This window comes from Micromonospora sp. NPDC005172 (assembly GCF_040608555.1).
Classification (GTDB): Bacteria; Actinomycetota; Actinomycetes; order Mycobacteriales; family Micromonosporaceae; genus Micromonospora.
In genome coordinates this window covers 152,857-168,483 of record NZ_JBEXIL010000012.1, presented here as the reverse complement: position 1 = coordinate 168,483, position 15,627 = coordinate 152,857, and the positions used below count along the sequence as shown (strand labels likewise).

Below are 15,627 nucleotides of genomic sequence, written 5' to 3'. Positions count from 1 at the left end.
ATCATGAAGTTATTGCCCCGACACGCCGATCAGCAGGGCAATAACTTCATGATCGACGGGGACAGACCCCCGGGACCACGCCGGGGACGGGAGGGACGGGAGGGACGGGAGGGGACGGGAGGGGGCGGGGGGTTAGCGGGGGGTTCGGTGGGCGGCGGCTCGGCGGGCTCTTTCCACGGCTGCTGGGAGAGCTGCGACGAGGGCGTCGATGTCGGCCTGGGTGCTGGTGTGGCCGAGGGTGAACCGCAGCGAGGAACGGGCGCGGTCGTCGTCGGCGCCCATCGCCAACAGCACGTGCGACGGCTGGGCGACTCCGGCCGAGCAGGCCGAACCCGTCGAGCAGGCGATGCCGTGGGCGTCGAGCAGCAGCAGCAGGGCGTCGCCCTCACAGCCCGGGAAGGAGAAGTGCGCGTTGCCGGGGAGCCGGTCGGTCGGGTCACCGTTGTAGATCACCTCGGGCACTGCCCTGCGGACGCGCTCGATCAGGTCGTCGCGCAGGGCGGCCACCCGGGCCGCGTACTCCTGCTGGCCCTTGACCGCCGTCTCGACGGCGACCGCGAAGGCGACGATGCCGGCGGTGTCCAGCGTGCCGGAGCGGACGTCGCGCTCCTGGCCGCCGCCGTGCAGCAGCGGTACGGCGGCCACGTCCCGGCCGAGCAGCAGGGCGCCCACCCCGATCGGACCGCCCAGCTTGTGCCCGGTGACGGTGAGCGCGGCGGCCCCGCTGGCGGCGAAGTCGACCGGCACCTGGCCGACGGCCTGGATGGCGTCGGTGTGGAACGGCACTCCGTGCTCGGCGGCGACGGCGGCCAGTTCGGCGACCGGCTGCAGGGTGCCGACCTCGTTGTTGGCCCACATCGCGGTGACCAGGGCCACCTGGTCGGCGTGCGCGTCGAGTTCGGCGCGCAGGTCGTCCGGGTCGAGCCGGCCGGTGGAGTCCACCGGTAGCCAGCCGACCTCGGCGCTCTCGTGCTCGACCAGCCAGTCGACCGAGTCGAGCACGGCGTGGTGCTCGACGGCGCTGGAGATGACCCGTCGACGGTCGGGGCCGGCGGACCGACGGGCCCAGAAGATGCCCTTGACCGCCAGGTTGTCGCTCTCCGTGCCACCACCGGTGAAGATCACTTCGGAGGGCCGGGCGCCCAGCACCGCAGCCACCCGCTCGCGCGACTCCTCGACCCGGCGGCGGGCACGACGACCGGCCGCGTGCAGGGAGGACGCGTTGCCGACCTCGCGGGCGGTAGCGACGTACGCCTCCAGTGCCTCGTCGAGCATGGGAGTGGTAGCCGCGTGATCCAGGTAAGCCATCACCCTTCAGCGTACGGCCGATGCCTGGGGAGGCGAATGCCGGAGGGGACTCCACGCTATGTGCCGGGGTGGGACGGCCACCCCGGCACGAAGCGGACGCTGCCCCCTCAGGCGGGCACCGCAGTGACGACGATGTTGTCGCGGTACTTGCGGGCCTTGGCGTCGAACGGACCACCGCAGGTGATCAGGGTCAGCCGGGGCTTGCCGTCCCGGGCGAAGTACCGGTCCAACGGGATCCTGGTCTTGGCGTACTCCTCCCGGGCGACGACCTGGTAGCGCCGGGCCTTGCCGTCGCTGCCGGTAGCGGTCAGGGTGTCGCCCCGGTCCAGTTCGCGCAGCCGGAAGAACGCCCCCTTGCCCTGCGTGGCGCTGTCCACGTGCCCGGCGATGACCACCGATCCGGCATCGGCATCCAGGCCGGGGCCGTAGCGGTACCAGCCGACCTGGTCGACGCTGGGGGGCACCTCGAACTCGTTGGTGCGCGCGTTGATGCCGACCGCGTTGACCGTGGCGGTGACACCGATCTCCGAGATGACCAGCCGCACCGGCGGGACGATCTCCGCCCCGGCGGGCAGGTCACCGGCGATCACCGGAACCGGAGGGACCGCAGCGGTCGGCGCTGCGATGGACGGCGAGGCGCTGGCCAGCGCGGTCGCCTCCTGGGCGCCGACGTTTCCGGCCGGCTGGGAGTTGCACGCCACCAGGGTGGCGACGGTGAGCGCGGCAACGCCGGCGGCCAGGGCCGCCAGCGCGCCGCGGTCGCGCACCGTCACCTGCGGCCGGTCCGCGCGGTCGCCATCCGCGCCCCACCGGCAACGAGCAGGAGTACGCCGGCACCGGTGAGCACGTACCACCAGGTGCCCACGCCGGTACCCGCCTGGCCACCGTCACCGCTCGGCACGCCGCCCGGCGCGGAGTGCAGGCCGGTGATCGTCTGGGTCACCACGTCGAGGCTCTTGCCCTCGGCGGAGCCGATCGCGTAGACGATCGTGGCGGTGCCCTCGGCGAGGTTGAGGTCCGCCGGGCCGATGGCCACGGTGTCGGTGCCGGCCAGCACCACGTCCGCCTTCACCTTGCCCGCGTCGACGTCGCCCTTGGCCTCCTTCGGGTTGGTCAGGCCCTTGAAGACCGGGGTGCCGCCGGCCCGTACGTCGACCGCCGGGGCGGCCGCGGTGTGCCGGACGATCAGCCGCGCCTTGCCGGCGTCGACTGTGGAGACATCGTTCACGAACGGCGTGATCTTCGGCTTGCCGGCGGCGTCGAGGTGCGCGGCGAGGCTGATGTTCGCCCCGCCCGGCACCTTGGCGTCGTCGACCTTGAGGATCGCGCTGCCGACCGGCTCGCCGGGCTTGGTGAGGGCGATGTCGTACTCGCCCTCCTTCAGGCTCAGCGGGCCGGCCACGTCGCCGGGCTTGAAGTTGTCCAGCGTCTTCTTGCCGTTGACGTAGACGTCGACAGGGGTGTCCGGGATGCCGTGGACGACGGAGACCTTCGACGTGGCGGCGTACGCGGGGGTGGCGGTGAACGCGCCGACACCGGCGAAGGCCAGCGCGGCGACGGCTCCGCCCGCGGCGACCCGACGGAAGTACGAGAGCTGCATGACTGCCTCCTGGTGATTGATGCTGATTCGTCAGGCCTGGCTTGCAGAACGGGTTACGCCGGCTCCGCGACGGGTGGATGCGCTCTCGACGCGATTTCTTTTCTTCGCCCCGACCGCATCCGGAGCACCGGAGGCGGACGAAGAGCAGGTGAGATGACTTTGACCGGGAAAGTGGGGCGAGGGCTGTGGCAGCTACAGTCGGGCATGCCCCATCGAAGGTGGGCCGCCCCGTGACGGCGCTGCCCCCGCAACCCGACCCACCGACGGACGACCTCGCGGTCCGCTTCGGTGCCGGTGACGAGACGGCGCTGCGTGAGGCGTACGACCGCTACGGCCGGGCCGTCCATCACCTGGCGACCTCGATGCTGGCCAACCGGGCCGACGCCGAGGACGTGACCCAGGCGACATTCGTGGGCGCATGGCTGGGCCGGGACACCTTCGACCCGGCCAAGGGCTCGTTGGTCGGCTGGCTGCTCGGCATCGGCCGGCGCAAGGTGATCGACCGGATGCGGGCCTCGGCGCGGGAGACACGGGTGGTGGAGACGATCCAGCAGCTGCCCGAACCGGCGCAGACCGGTCCGGACCCGGATCGGGTGGTCGATCGGCTGGTGATCGCGGACGAGCTGGCGCGCCTACCGGACGATCAGCGACGCATGTTGGAGTTGGCCTTCTACGACGACCTGACCCACCAGCAGATCGCCGCGGTGACCGGGGTGCCGCTGGGCACCGTGAAAAGTCACATCCGACGCGGCATGGCGAGCTTGAAACGCAGATGGGAGGTGGATGGTGCAGCACCTGGAGCACGAGCGGCTGGTCTTTCTGGCGCTCGGTGAGAGCGATGCGGACAACGGGGAGAGCACCCACCTCGACACCTGCGCGCACTGCCGCGCGGAACTGACGGCCCTGCGGCAGGTGGCCGGGCTCGGCACCGAGACGCAGGGTCTCGGTGACCTGCCCGACCCGCCGGAGCACATCTGGCAGGGCATCGAAGCCGAGATCCGGGCGGCCGAGGGCACCGGGGTCCACGCACCCGTAGCGGTCCTGACCGGCGTCGACCGGCAGCAGGTGCCCGGGCAGACCCGCGCGACGGCGGCCGAGGGGGTCACCCGACTGGACCCGACGCGCCGGCCCCGCCGGGGTCGGGGCTGGTCCCGCTGGGCAGCCACGGCGGTGACCGCCGTCGCGGCGGCGGCGATCGGTGTCGTGGGCACGATTTCGGTGCTGCGGCCGAGGGAACCGGAGCCGGCCAAAACGCCGTCGGTGCTGGCCAGCGCGCCGCTGGCGGCGTTCGGCTCGACGCCGAAGTCGGCCCAGGGCGACGCGCGGGTCCTGCAGGGCGGCCAACTACATCTGCATGTGGCGAATCTCCCGCGCGTGCCGGGGTACTACGAGGTCTGGCTCATCAACCCGACGACCATGGAGATGTTCTCGATCGGCACCCTGGGTGGCGATGCGGACGCGTCGCTGCCCCTACCCCCGAACGTCGACCTCAAGAGCTACTCGGTGGTCGACGTGTCCGCCGAGCAGTACGACAACAACACCCGCCACTCCGGCGACAGCCTGTTGAGGGGCACCCTGACGGGCTGATCGGCGGGCCGGCTCAGCTCCCCGGCCCGCCGATCAGCTCCCCACGAAAAAGTGGCCGCCCGGTTCCGGGCGGCCACTTCTTTTCGTCACCTGCTCACTTGCGCTTGCGGATCTCCTCGGCGGCCTGCGGGACGATCTTGAACAGGTCGCCCACCACGCCGAAGTCGGCCAGCTCGAAGATCGGCGCCTCGCCGTCCTTGTTGACGGCGACGATCGTCTTCGAGGTCTGCATGCCGGCCCGGTGCTGGATGGCCCCGGAGATGCCGAGCGCCACATAGAGCTGCGGGGAGACGGTCTTGCCGGTCTGACCCACCTGGAACTGGTGCGGGTAGAAGCCGGAGTCGACGGCCGCCCGGGACGCGCCGACGGCACCGCCGAGCAGGTCGGCCAGCTCCTCGACCAGCTTGAAGTTGTCGGCGTTGCCGACGCCACGGCCGCCGGAGACGACGATGCCGGCCTCGGTCAGCTCGGGCCGGGAGCCCTTCTGCTCGGCGACCCGCTCGACGACCCTGGCCAGCTTGTCGGTGTCGGTGACCGACACGGTGAGCTGCTCGATCGTCGGGGTGGCCGCCGCCGGGGCGGGGGTGACCGAGTTGGGGCGGACGGTGACCAGCGGCAGTCCCTTGGTGACCTTGGACTTGACGATGGTGGAGCCGGCGAAGGCGACCTGGGTGGCGGTGCCGTCGGCGTCCAGGCCCACCACGTCGGTCAGGATGCCGTTGTCGAGCTTGACGGCGAGCCGGGCGGCGATCTCCTTGCCCTCCTGGGCGGAGGCCAGCAGCACGGCGGCCGGCTGCACCCGCTGGACCAGCTCGGCCAGCACGGTCGCCTTGGGAGCCACCAGGTGGCCGTCGATGTCGTCACTCTCGGCGGCGTAGATCTTCTCCGCGCCGTACTCGCCCAGCTTGGCGCTCAGCGCCTCGGCAGCGCCGGGGCCACCGAGCACCACCGCGCTCGGGGTGCCCAGCTCACGCGCGAGGGTGAGCATTTCGAGAGTGACCTTCTTGACGCCGAATTCCCTGGTGGCTTCGACGACGACGAGAACCTCGGACATGTCTTCAGCCCCTCTCACACGAACTTCTCGGTGGCGAGGAACTCGACCAGCTTGACGCCGCCCTCGCCCTCGTCGGTGATCTTGGCGCCGCCGGAGCGCGGCGGGCGCTTGGTGTGTTCGACGACGGCACTGGTCGCGCCGTCGAAGCCCACCTCGGTCGGGGCGACGCCGAGGTCGGCCAGGGAGAATGTCTGCACCGGCTTCTTCTTGGCGGCCATGATGCCCTTGAAGGAGGGGTAGCGCGGCTCGTTGATGGTGTCCCACACGGAGACCACGGCCGGCGTGGAGGCCGTGACGACCTCGTAGCCCTCCTCGGTCTGCCGCTCGACGGTCAGCGTCGCGCCGTCGACGGTGAGCTTGCGGGCGCCGGTGAGCGCCGCGACGCCGAGCCGCTCGGCGATCATGTGCGGCATGACCTGGACGCGGCCGTCGGTGGACTCGGCGCCGCAGATCACCAGGTCGGCGTTGAGCTGACCGAGGGCGGCGGCGAGCACCTTCGAGGTGGCCACCGCGCAGGAGCCGTGCAGAGCGTCGTCCACCACGTGGACGGCCTTGTCCGGGCCCATGGAGAGCGCCTTGCGGATCGACTCGGTCGCCCGGTCCGGACCCATGGTCAGGATGGTGACCTCACCGCCGTGCGCCTCCTTGATCTTCAGCGCCTCCTCGATGGCGTACTCGTCCATCTCGTTGATCACGTTGTTCGCCGAACCGCGGTCGACGGTGTTGTCGTCATTGCGCAGGTTGCGGTCCGCGCCCGAATCGGGCACCTGCTTGACGAGTACGACGATGTTCATCGCGCTTCGACGACCCTCCTGTGTGGTGTTGCGATTGGCTCGCCCGGTCTGGGCCGCAGCCTCGCGTGTCGGTCGACGCCCGGTCAACCGTGGGCTGCTGTGCAGTTGCCCACGCCCGCAATGTTACCTGCCAGTAGGTTACTGCCGCCGGGCACGCAGAGTGACACAGGTCACCGGTACGGCGTGGTCAGGCCGGATCGGCCAGCGCGCCCCGGATCTGGTCGATGACCGCGGCCTCGGCCGGGGCCACCCCGTCGTGCGCGTGGGCCACCCGGTCCGCGGCGTTCAACACCACCGACCGGTACGCCTCGACGTCGGCCGGGGACTTCTCCCGCAGGATCCGTACCGCCCGACCGAGCGCCGGCAGCACCACCGACTCGATCTCCAACTGGGAGTCCCGGGGCAGGCGGGGCAGCGGGCCGGTGGTCAGCGCGTCCTTGACCACGCCGCTCGCGTCGGCCAGCGCGCCGGAGGCGGCCACACTCTCCCGGATCACGCCCAGCATCCCCGGGTCGGCGTTCGAGACCAGGAAGACAGCGCCGAACGCGCCCGTCTTGAGAGTCAGGCGCTCCTCGTCGGTCAACCGCTGCTCCATGATCACGGAGTGTAGACGTACGGGGTGGTGGTGGTGACTGCTACGAGGCCGAGTCGCTGGAGGATCGGCCGGCTGTCCTCGGAACAGTCGACCTGCACGAGCGTCCGACCCCGCTGCTCGGCCAGCCGCGCCCGGTAGTTGACCAACGCCCGGTAGATGCCCTTGCGCCGCCACTGCGGCAGGGTCGAACCGCCCCAGAGGGTGGCGAAGCCGGTGTTCGCCGGGAACCGCACCCAACCGGCGCTCACCACCGTCCCGTCCGCCTCGGCCACCACCACGGTGATCGAGTTCGGGTCGGCGTCGATCTCCTTGGCCAGACCCGTCACCAGGTGCGAGCGGTCCTGGCGCCAGACCTCCTCCTCCATGGCGGCGATCCGCTCCAGATCCTCGCGGGCGGTCACCTCACGCAGGCGTACTCCCTCGGGGGTCACCGGCAGTGCGGCGGCCAGCGGCGCGACCGGCCCGACCACGACGGTCTCCCGGTCCTCCGGCACGAAGCCGGCGGCGCGCAGCCGGTCCGCCAGGTCGGCCGGCTCGTCGTGCTCGTTGAGCTTCCACTCCACCGACTGGCCGCGCTCGCGGAACAGCGCCACCTGCCGGGCGATCAGCTCGTCCAGCGCATCGCCGGTCAGCCCACCCAGGTCGCGGTAGGTGAGGAAACCGCCGGCGTCGAGCCCGGTGATCCGCACGAGCGGACCGTCCCGCTCGACGGTCACGCCGGCCGGTACCGGGTCCGGGATCTCCGGACGGAGCTGGTTGTCGTAGGCGGCGCGCAGGGTGTTCACATCAAGATCGGTCACCAGACCAGGCTAAGGCGTGGGGGAAGCGGATAATCTCCCAGCGTGTGGGAAGCGATCAGGCGCTGGTTCGACCCGGCGGAGGCGCGCGCCGTCGGTGAGACACCGGACTACCGGTTCTCCCTCGCCAACGAGCGGACCTTCCTCGCCTGGCTGCGCACCAGCCTCGCGCTGGTCGGCGGGGGGCTGGCCGCCGCACAGTTCCTGCCGCCGCTGCCGATGAGCCACCTGCGGGAGGTCATCGCGGTCGCGCTGCTGCTACTCGGCGGCACCGTCGCGATCCGGGCGGTCGACCACTGGGCGCGTACCGAACGGGCCATCCGGCTCGGCCGGGAGCTGCCCGCCTCCCGCTTCCCCGCCGTCCTCGCCCTCGCCGTGGGCGCGGGCGCCGTCCTGCTGGTGCTCGCGGTCCTGGCCCGGGCGGTCGGGGGACGGTGAGCGCCGGACGCGACCCGGGGCTGCAACCGGAGCGGACCCGGCTGGCCTGGCGGCGCACCCTGCTGACGCTGACCGTGGTGACCGCGCTCGCTGTCCGGCTGGCGGCGAACGGCGGGCCGTTCGGCGCGCTGGTCGTCGGCGCTGCCGTGCTGGTCTGGGGTGCCCTGCTCGCGCTCTGCTGGCCCCGTGCCACAGGCGTCGGCGAGGCCGGCACCGGCGGCCGGACATTACCGCTGGTCGCGCTGGGCACCGTCGGGCTCGCGCTGCTCGGCGTGCTGCTGATGATTCGCGGACTACGCTGACGGGACAGCGTGCGCCATGATGGGTGCATGGCCCGGCTGTACGTTCTCCTCTTCCTGGCGCAGATCGTCCTCGCCGTCTGCGCGCTGATCAGTTGCCTGTCCGCCGAGGAGGGTCAGATCCGCGCCCTGCCCCGGATCGCCTGGGTGCTGATCATCCTGTTCTTCCCCCTGGTCGGGTCGATCGCCTGGTTCGTCGCCGGTCGGGAGCCCGGCACCCCGGCCCGTCGGCCATGGCCGGGCGGCACCGGCGCCACCGAGCGGCAGTCCCGCCGCCCGCTCGCTCCGGACGACGACCCGGAGTTCCTCCGGTCCGTGCAGGACCGCGCCAAGCAGCAGGACGAGGAACTCTTCCGCCGGTGGGAGGAAGATCTACGGCGGCGTGAGGACGACCTGCGCCGCCGCGACGGTGAGCCACCCCGTGAGGGCGACCGACCGGAGGTCTAGGGCCCGGCCGCCGTCGCCCCCTCGGGGAGCGACGGCGGCGGGTGCGACTCAGGCCAGGTTCGACGAGCGGGGGTACGCGTCGGTCGGGTCGGTGAGCACGTTGACCAGGTACGGCACTCCGGAGTCGAACGCCCGTTGCAGCGCCGGCGCGAGGTCGGTGGCCTTCGCGACGGTCTCCCCCGCACCGCCGAGCGCGCTGACCACCGTGTCGTAGCGCAGCTCCGGCTGGAGGTCGGCGGCGACGTCGTAGCCGTACATGGCCCGCATCGGGTGCTTCTCCAGCCCCCAGATGCCGTTGTTGCCGACGACGATCACCACCGGCAGCTTCTGGCGGACCAGCGACTCGACGTCCATCAGCGAGAATCCGGCCGCGCCGTCGCCCATCAGCACACAGATCTGCCGGTCCGGGTGGCTGACCCGGGCGCCCATCGCGTAGCCCATGCCGGTGCCCAGGCAGCCGTACGGGCCCGGGTCCAGCCAGGTGCCGGGCTGCGACGGCTCCAGGTAGCGCCCGGCGTACGAGACGAAGTCACCGCCGTCACCGATGGTGATCGCGTCCGGGGCGAGTGCCCGGCGCAGCTCGCCGTAGATGCGGGCCGGCCGGATCGGGTCGGTCTCGGCGGCCATCTCGGCGGCGTCCCGCGCCTTCGCCGCGTCCTCGGCCACCCGCAGGTCGGCGATCCAGTCGGTGTGGTCGGCCCGGTCACCGGCGTGGTCGGCCAGCGCGGAGAGAATCAGCCGCAGGTCGCCGGCGGGGGCCACGGCGGGCTGCACGTGCGTGGCGCGCTGGCTGGGCGCGTCGACGATGTGTACCACCTTGGCGTCACCGAAGTCGCCGAAGCTGAGCCGGAAGTCCAGCGGAGTACCGACCACCACGACGACGTCGGCGCCGGACAGCGCGGCGCGGCGGGCCTTGGCGAAGGCGAGCGGGTGCTCCGGTGGCAGCGAGCCACGGCCCATGCCGTTGGTGAAGACCGGTACCTGCAACGCCTCGGCGGCCTCGCGAAGCGCGGCCACCGCGTCGCCGGCGTAGACGTCCGAGCCGGCGATGATGACCGGTCGCTGCGCGCCGGCGATCAGTGTGGCGGCCCGGCTGACCTCGTCCGGGTCCGGCTCGACGACGTCGACGCCGGTCGGCGCGGGCAGGTCCGCGTCGGCAACCGAGAAGACCGTCTCCAACGGGAAGTCGAGGAAGACCGGGCCGCGGTGCGGGGTGAGCGCGGCGGTGAGGGCGGCGTCCACCGCACGCGGGATGTCGTCGGTGCTGAAGACCGTCTCGGCGTGCTTGGTGACCGGGGCGACCAGCGGCAGGTGGTCCATCTCCTGGAGGCTGCCCGAGCCCCAGCGGAACGCGGGCGCGCGACCACCGAGCACCAGCACCGGGGACGCGTTGAAGAAGGCGCTGGTCATGCCCGAGATGCCATTGGTGACACCCGGGCCGGCCGTGAGGACGGCGAGACCGGGGCGACGCTGGAGCTTCGCCACCGCCTCGGCAGCGAAGACCGCCGACTGCTCGTGCCGCACGTCGTAGATCGGGAAGTCGGTCTTGTGCGCGGCGTCGTAGAGCGGAAAGACGTGGCCACCGGAGAGGGTGAACATCTCACGCACCCCGTGCGCCCGCAATGCCGCGAGTGCGAGTTCCCCGCCGTGACCTTCGATCCGCTCCGTCATCGCCGCTCCTTCTCGTCGAACCTGGCCGACGTCACACGCTACTGGCCGGTAGGCACAATGTGAACCGTTCTCGGTTCGCCGTCGGCCCGGTCGTCAGCGACCGGTGAAGTCCGGCTTGCGCTTCTCGACGAACGCAGTCATGCCCTCGCGCCGGTCGTCGGTCGCGAACAGCGCCGCGAAGAGCTGACTCTCCCAGGCCAGGCCCGAGTTCAGGTCCATGTCCAGGCCGCCGTCGACCGCCAGCTTCGCCGCGCGCAGCGCCTGCACAGGCCCGCTGAGGTACGGCGTGACGAGCGCGACCGCCGCGTCGTACACCTCGCCGGCCGGTACGACCCGGTCGGCCAGACCGATCCGCAGCGCCTCCTGGGCGTCCACCATCCGCCCCGACATGATCAGATCCTTCGCCCGCGCCGGACCCACCAGACGGGCCAGCCGCTGCGTACCGCCCGCGCCGGGGATGATGCCCAGCTTGATCTCCGGCTGGCCGAGCTTCGCGTCCTCGGCGACCACCCGCCAGTCACAGGCCAGCGCCAGCTCGCAGCCGCCGCCGAGGGCGTACCCGGTGATCGCGGCCACCACGGGCTTCGGAATCCGGGCGATCGCGCCGAGCGCGCTGGACAGGGCCGCCGCACGATCGGCCATGTCCACGTAGGACATGTCGGCCATCTGCTTGATGTCCGCCCCGGCGGCGAAGACCTTCTCCCCGCCGTACACGATGACGGCACGGACCTCGGGATCGGCGGTGGCCGCCGTGGCGGCGGCGCGCAACTCCTCCTGCACCTGGGTGTTGAGCGCGTTCATCGGCGGCCGCTCCAGCCGGATCGTGCCGATGCCGTCAGTGGTCTCCAGCCGAACGAACTCGCCCACGCTGCCCTCACTTCCTCGTCGAAGTCGCGTGCCAACCTTACGACCCGGCTCGTTGGGGTAAGTACTGTGGTGTCAGCCCCTCGGGCGGGAGTCCAGCCATGATCACTTTTTACGACGACAGGTCGGTACGGGTCACCTCCACCGCTGTCCAGGTCGACGGCCGCAGCTACTCGCTGACCGAGATCACCATGGTCTGGCACCGGCGCGGCAGCCGCTCCTGGCGCGTGCTCGCCGGGCGGGGCGCGATCGGCGCCGCGCTGGCCGGTCCGCTGATCGCGGCGGTACTCGGGATCGGCGTGGCCGTCTGGCTGCACCGATCACCCACCGTGACGATCGCGATCGTGGGCGCCTCGGTGCTGGTCGGGCTGGCCGTCGGCCCGGTCGCCGACTTCCTCTTCGAACACCTGGACCGTTCGTACGCCAAGGGCAGCCGCCAACTGGAGATCTGGGCCCGCTGGCGGGGGCAGCCGGTACGGCTGCTGCGCACCGGCGACGCGCTGCGCTTCGGGCAGATCTACCGGGCGATGCAGCGCGCCATGGAGGCGACGCAACCCGCCCGCCCCGCCGCCCGACGCTAGCCGCCCTCCCCCGCCCTCTCCCCCGCACCCCGCCCTCTCCCTCTCCCCCTCCCCCGCCCTCTCCCCCGCCGATCTTGCAGTTTCTGCTGTCAAAAGCAACTGCTATGCCCCTTTATGTCGCAGCAGAAAGTGCAAGATCGACGAGGCAGGGGCGAGGCAGGGGCGCGGCGGGCGTGCGGGGCGGGGGCGCGGGGTTGCCTGGCGGTGGTTAGGCTTAGTGATGACCCTCTATTACCGGGACGACGCGGTGCAGGTGACATCCGAGTCGATCCGGGCGGGCGGTCAGGTGATCGCCCTGCGCGACGTGACGTTCGTCTGGCATCAACGAGGGCCGAAGACCCTCGCCGTACGCGGACGGGTGCTGGGACGCGGCGTACTGGTCCTGCTGCTGTCGCTGCCACCCCTCGTGGCACTGGTCTGCGTGGTCTCGCTGGCGTGGTCCGCGCAGGACCGGGGCAACTGGCAGTTGGCGCTGATCATCCTCGCCGCCTGCGCGGTGGGGGCTCTGGCGCTGGCGCCCTTCCTGGAGATCCCCCTCGGTTGGCTGGACCGCTCCTACGAGCGCGGCAGCCACGTGCACGAGCTGTGGGTGCAGCACCACGGTCAGGAGCACATGCTCCTGCGCACGCCGGACGCGCTACGGTTCGGGCAGATCTACCGGGCCGTGCAGCGTGCCGTCGAACAGCAGGGGGACCATCGATGACCACCCGACGCGGTGAAGCCGTCGCCCTCGCCGGGCTGCTCGCCACGGCCGGCGTCACCCACCTGCTGCGCCCCGGCTACTACGACCCGATCGTGCCGCGTACGCTGCCCGGTCCGGCCCGCCTCTGGACGTACGCCAGCGGGTTCGCGGAACTGGCGGTGGCCGCGGCGGTGGCGTACCCGGCCACCCGGCGGACAGGTGGCCGAGCCGCCGCCGCGCTGTTCGTCGCCGTCCTGCCGGCCAACGTCAAGATGGCGGTGGACTGGCGGCACCGGCGGCCGGCGAGACGGGCGATCGCCTACGGGCGGGTGCCGATGCAGGTACCGCTGATCTGGTGGGCGTTGCGCGTCGCCAGCGCCGCGCGGTAGAGCCGCCCCGCCGGTCAGGTCAACGGCAGCGTGGTGGCGATCGGCCAGCCCAGCAGCGCCGCGCCGACGACTGCCGGCAGCCAGCGCCCGGGCGCGTACCGACCGAGCACGGCGGCCCACAGCACGTACCAGCCGAGCAGCACGGCGAACAGCGGCACCACCAGCAGCACGAACCCGGGCGCCAGGCCGACCACCGCCGACGTGCTCAGCACGACCACGGTGACCGCGACGACCAGCAGGCGACGCCACGTCCGGCCCGCCGCTATCCGCTCGACGCCGAGCAGGAACACCAGGCACGCGCCCAGCACCAGCGGAAGCAACCACCAGCGGGCACCGACCGGCCGCGCCGAGGTCAGCCCGAGGTGGATCGGCAGCGCCACGGCGAGAATCGCGTACGCCGCCAGCGCCAGCGCCGCGCGGATGGCCCGTGCCGGTGTCTGGCTGGCGACCGGCTCGTCGGCGATCTCCGGCGCGCGTGTCGCGGCGGGCAGCCAGCGGTGACCGCCGATCGTCAGGATGCCCGTGACCAGCAGGAAGCCGCTGACGTGTCCGCCAACCGCGAGTGGCAGGCGGTTGGTCGGCAGGATCGCCGCGACGGCCGCCCCGAACCCTCCGGCGAGGACGGCCAGCCCGAGAAGGACGAAACCCCGCAGCGCCGTCGCACTCGAAACCGGCCGACCCGACGGCAGCGCCACGGCAGACCGCCGTGCCGGCGAGAGCGTCACGGCGGTCCGCCGGCCCAGGAACAGAGCCGCCACCGGGACGACGCCGACGGCGAACGCGAACACGAGCAGCGCCGCTCCGGCGAGGCGGTCGAACGGTCGGGGTGGTGCGTTCCCGTCCATGCTGGGCAGCCAGTCGGCGATCTCCTCGTGGGTACGCGGAGCGAAGAGCACCGAGATGTGCTCCACCCCGGGCACCACCGCGGCCGGGCGGCGGCCCACCGTCACGCCCCGTTTCGCGGCGTCGTCGGCTGCTCGCCGGAACGCGGGGAACTCCGCGCCGCCCACGATCAACAGGAGCTCGGTCGGTCGTCCCGGGGGCAGTTCGCCAGCCTCGGGCAGCGAGATCGCCACGGTGCGGGCGATCTCCGGGTGCTCGGCCGCGTACCGGGTGACCGCGCCCGCGCCCATCGAGTGGCCGACCAGCATGATCTGGGCCGGGTCCACGTCCGGCTGGGATCGCAGGTGTCCGACGGCGACGTCCAGGTTGGCGGCGAGCGTCGCGGGTGACGTCCCGGCACCGAGTCCGGCCGGATTGGCGCCGTGCCCGGCGAAATCGATCAGCAGGGCGACCGCTCCTCGACGAGCGACCGTGTCGGCGATCGGACGCATCAGCCGCGCCGAGCCGGCGAAGCCGTGCGCGATCACCACGCCGGGTCGCCGGGCGTCCGGGTTCGGCGGGCCGCCGCGTACCTCGGTCATCGGTACGGCGTCGACAGTGACCTGCCGCACGGTGAGGCCGGCGTCGGCGCGTACCAGCACCGCCGTGCCGAGCGCGGCGGCGACCGCCGCGAGCACGGCAAGCAGGACGACGGTCCGGGTTCTCGGCGGGTGGCGCGGCGGGGCGGCCGACATGCCGGCACCCTACCGCCGCGCGCCCCGCCCCGGACCGCACCCGGCAGCCGCGAACGAGCGGTTGTGGCAGGACCGACGCACACTTGGCCTCATGGCACTTCCCCTCCCCACACCCACCGCGGTGGTCGGCCTGACCCGCTTCGCTCTCGACCAGGCGCTCGGCTCGGCGGCCTCGTTCGCCGCCGTGCCCGCCCGCGCGTTCGCCGTGCTGGACGGCGTTGAGGCCCTGCTGACCAGGATCAACGGCGTGGTGGATCGGATCGAGACGACCCTGGACCGGACCGACGAGGTACTCACCGACGCCGAGGCGGCGGTCCGTGAGGTGGCGGTGATCAGCGCCGCCGCGACCACCGCCATCGACACGGCCACCGAGGTGGCCACGGCCGCCGCAGTGGTGGTCGACGAGGCCGAGAAGGTCGCCCGTGTCGCGGGAACGGTGGTCGCCGAGGCCGACGTGGTGGCCGGCACCGCCGCGGTCACCGTGGACACGGCCGCGCGGGCCGCGACCACGGCGGCGGAACTGCTGGCGGCGTACGAGCCGGCGCTGCGGCGGGCCGCACCGATGGCCGGCAAGTTCGTCGAGGAGTTGAGCCACGAGGAGATCACGGCGGCGATCCACCTGATCGACGAGTTGCCCAAGCTCAAGGAGCACCTGACGGCCGACATCCTGCCGATCCTCGCGACCCTGGACCGGGTGGGGCCCGACCTGCACGACCTGCTCGACGTCACCCGTGACCTCAAGCTCGCCGTGGCCGGCATCCCCGGCCTCGGCATGCTGCGCCGGCGGGGCGAGAAGCTGAGCGACGAACCCCTCGGCTGAACCCGCGCCCGGTCCGGGCGGGCCGGGTGGCCGGATCAGCAGTCGCAGGTGATCGCCGCCGTCGGTGCGGTCAGGTCGTCGACGGGACGGCGGGTCAGTCCGCTCTCCGTCTCCACCGGCAGTG

Annotated in this window: 19 protein-coding genes; 9 read left to right on the top strand and 10 right to left on the bottom strand. The window is 72.2% G+C overall.

Annotated elements, in window-relative coordinates:
- Window positions 1-132: 132 nt before the first annotated feature.
- From ABZV06_RS11455 to ABZV06_RS11445, 3 genes are all read right to left on the bottom strand, one after another.
- Window positions 133-1,308, bottom strand: coding sequence for a cysteine desulfurase family protein (locus tag ABZV06_RS11455; protein ID WP_355232926.1), 1,176 nt, complete (start codon window positions 1,306-1,308; stop codon window positions 133-135).
- Between the two features lie 107 nt (window positions 1,309-1,415).
- On the bottom strand, window positions 1,416-2,081 hold the full coding sequence (locus ABZV06_RS11450; RefSeq protein ID WP_355232925.1) for a class F sortase: 666 nt from the start codon (window positions 2,079-2,081) through the stop codon (window positions 1,416-1,418).
- Complete coding sequence (locus ABZV06_RS11445) at window positions 2,078-2,908, bottom strand: DUF4397 domain-containing protein (RefSeq protein ID WP_355620566.1); 831 nt, start codon at window positions 2,906-2,908, stop codon at window positions 2,078-2,080. Before ABZV06_RS11445 ends, ABZV06_RS11450 begins: the two co-directional genes overlap by 4 nt.
- Window positions 2,909-3,138: 230 nt before the next feature.
- Here ABZV06_RS11445 and ABZV06_RS11440 point away from each other — a divergent pair, with 230 nt between their 5' ends.
- Both ABZV06_RS11440 and ABZV06_RS11435 read left to right on the top strand, forming a co-directional pair.
- A complete protein-coding gene (locus tag ABZV06_RS11440) occupies window positions 3,139-3,741 on the top strand; it encodes a sigma-70 family RNA polymerase sigma factor (protein ID WP_355232923.1) in 603 nt (200 codons plus the stop codon).
- Window positions 3,695-4,495: an anti-sigma factor gene (locus ABZV06_RS11435; RefSeq protein ID WP_355233088.1), complete on the top strand. Its 801-nt coding sequence runs from the start codon at window positions 3,695-3,697 to the stop codon at window positions 4,493-4,495. Before ABZV06_RS11440 ends, ABZV06_RS11435 begins: the two co-directional genes overlap by 47 nt.
- Window positions 4,496-4,589: 94 nt before the next feature.
- Here the strand turns inward: ABZV06_RS11435 and ABZV06_RS11430 are convergent, their stop codons facing one another.
- The 4 genes from ABZV06_RS11430 to ABZV06_RS11415 all read right to left on the bottom strand — a co-directional run bounded on the left by ABZV06_RS11430 (window position 4,590) and on the right by ABZV06_RS11415 (window position 7,738).
- Window positions 4,590-5,549 carry an electron transfer flavoprotein subunit alpha/FixB family protein gene (locus tag ABZV06_RS11430; protein WP_355232922.1) on the bottom strand — a complete coding sequence of 320 codons (960 nt, stop codon included), beginning with the start codon at window positions 5,547-5,549 and terminating at the stop codon, window positions 4,590-4,592.
- 14 nt (window positions 5,550-5,563) lie between these two features.
- Window positions 5,564-6,343 carry an electron transfer flavoprotein subunit beta/FixA family protein gene (locus ABZV06_RS11425; RefSeq protein ID WP_344357351.1) on the bottom strand — a complete coding sequence of 260 codons (780 nt, stop codon included), beginning with the start codon at window positions 6,341-6,343 and terminating at the stop codon, window positions 5,564-5,566.
- Between the two features lie 187 nt (window positions 6,344-6,530).
- Window positions 6,531-6,944, bottom strand: coding sequence for a hypothetical protein (locus ABZV06_RS11420; protein WP_355620563.1), 414 nt, complete (start codon window positions 6,942-6,944; stop codon window positions 6,531-6,533).
- Window positions 6,941-7,738, bottom strand: a complete 798-nt coding sequence (locus tag ABZV06_RS11415; RefSeq protein WP_355620560.1) for a GNAT family N-acetyltransferase — start codon at window positions 7,736-7,738, stop codon at window positions 6,941-6,943. The genes ABZV06_RS11420 and ABZV06_RS11415 overlap by 4 nt, the downstream gene beginning before the upstream one ends.
- Before the next feature lie 42 nt (window positions 7,739-7,780).
- Between ABZV06_RS11415 and ABZV06_RS11410 the strand changes: the two genes are divergently transcribed.
- Genes ABZV06_RS11410 through ABZV06_RS11400 form a run of 3 tightly spaced genes read left to right on the top strand, consistent with a single transcriptional unit; the run spans window position 7,781 to window position 8,919 of the window.
- Window positions 7,781-8,173: a DUF202 domain-containing protein gene (locus tag ABZV06_RS11410; protein ID WP_355232919.1), complete on the top strand. Its 393-nt coding sequence runs from the start codon at window positions 7,781-7,783 to the stop codon at window positions 8,171-8,173.
- Window positions 8,170-8,475: a DUF202 domain-containing protein gene (locus ABZV06_RS11405; RefSeq protein WP_355620557.1), complete on the top strand. Its 306-nt coding sequence runs from the start codon at window positions 8,170-8,172 to the stop codon at window positions 8,473-8,475. Before ABZV06_RS11410 ends, ABZV06_RS11405 begins: the two co-directional genes overlap by 4 nt.
- A 27-nt stretch (window positions 8,476-8,502) precedes the next feature.
- Window positions 8,503-8,919 (top strand): PLD nuclease N-terminal domain-containing protein, encoded by a 417-nt coding sequence (locus tag ABZV06_RS11400; RefSeq protein ID WP_355620554.1) that lies wholly within the window; start codon window positions 8,503-8,505, stop codon window positions 8,917-8,919.
- Between the two features lie 48 nt (window positions 8,920-8,967).
- Here the strand turns inward: ABZV06_RS11400 and ABZV06_RS11395 are convergent, their stop codons facing one another.
- Both ABZV06_RS11395 and ABZV06_RS11390 read right to left on the bottom strand, forming a co-directional pair.
- The gene (locus ABZV06_RS11395) at window positions 8,968-10,590 is read right to left on the bottom strand and encodes an acetolactate synthase (RefSeq protein ID WP_355232916.1); all 1,623 of its coding nucleotides are present in this window, start codon (window positions 10,588-10,590) and stop codon (window positions 8,968-8,970) included.
- 93 nt (window positions 10,591-10,683) lie between these two features.
- Window positions 10,684-11,457, bottom strand: a complete 774-nt coding sequence (locus ABZV06_RS11390) for an enoyl-CoA hydratase-related protein (RefSeq protein WP_355232915.1) — start codon at window positions 11,455-11,457, stop codon at window positions 10,684-10,686.
- A 98-nt stretch (window positions 11,458-11,555) separates the two neighbouring features.
- Here ABZV06_RS11390 and ABZV06_RS11385 point away from each other — a divergent pair, with 98 nt between their 5' ends.
- From ABZV06_RS11385 to ABZV06_RS11375, 3 genes are all read left to right on the top strand, one after another.
- Window positions 11,556-12,035: a DUF6232 family protein gene (locus tag ABZV06_RS11385; RefSeq protein WP_355620551.1), complete on the top strand. Its 480-nt coding sequence runs from the start codon at window positions 11,556-11,558 to the stop codon at window positions 12,033-12,035.
- A 220-nt stretch (window positions 12,036-12,255) separates the two neighbouring features.
- Window positions 12,256-12,738, top strand: a complete 483-nt coding sequence (locus ABZV06_RS11380; protein ID WP_355620548.1) for a DUF6232 family protein — start codon at window positions 12,256-12,258, stop codon at window positions 12,736-12,738.
- Window positions 12,735-13,106, top strand: a complete 372-nt coding sequence (locus ABZV06_RS11375; RefSeq protein WP_355232912.1) for a hypothetical protein — start codon at window positions 12,735-12,737, stop codon at window positions 13,104-13,106. The genes ABZV06_RS11380 and ABZV06_RS11375 overlap by 4 nt, the downstream gene beginning before the upstream one ends.
- A 14-nt stretch (window positions 13,107-13,120) precedes the next feature.
- Here the strand turns inward: ABZV06_RS11375 and ABZV06_RS11370 are convergent, their stop codons facing one another.
- Window positions 13,121-14,683 (bottom strand): alpha/beta fold hydrolase, encoded by a 1,563-nt coding sequence (locus ABZV06_RS11370; protein ID WP_355620545.1) that lies wholly within the window; start codon window positions 14,681-14,683, stop codon window positions 13,121-13,123.
- A gap of 91 nt (window positions 14,684-14,774) precedes the next feature.
- Here ABZV06_RS11370 and ABZV06_RS11365 point away from each other — a divergent pair, with 91 nt between their 5' ends.
- Complete coding sequence (locus ABZV06_RS11365) at window positions 14,775-15,503, top strand: hypothetical protein (protein WP_355232910.1); 729 nt, start codon at window positions 14,775-14,777, stop codon at window positions 15,501-15,503.
- The last annotated feature ends 124 nt before the right edge of the window (window positions 15,504-15,627 follow it).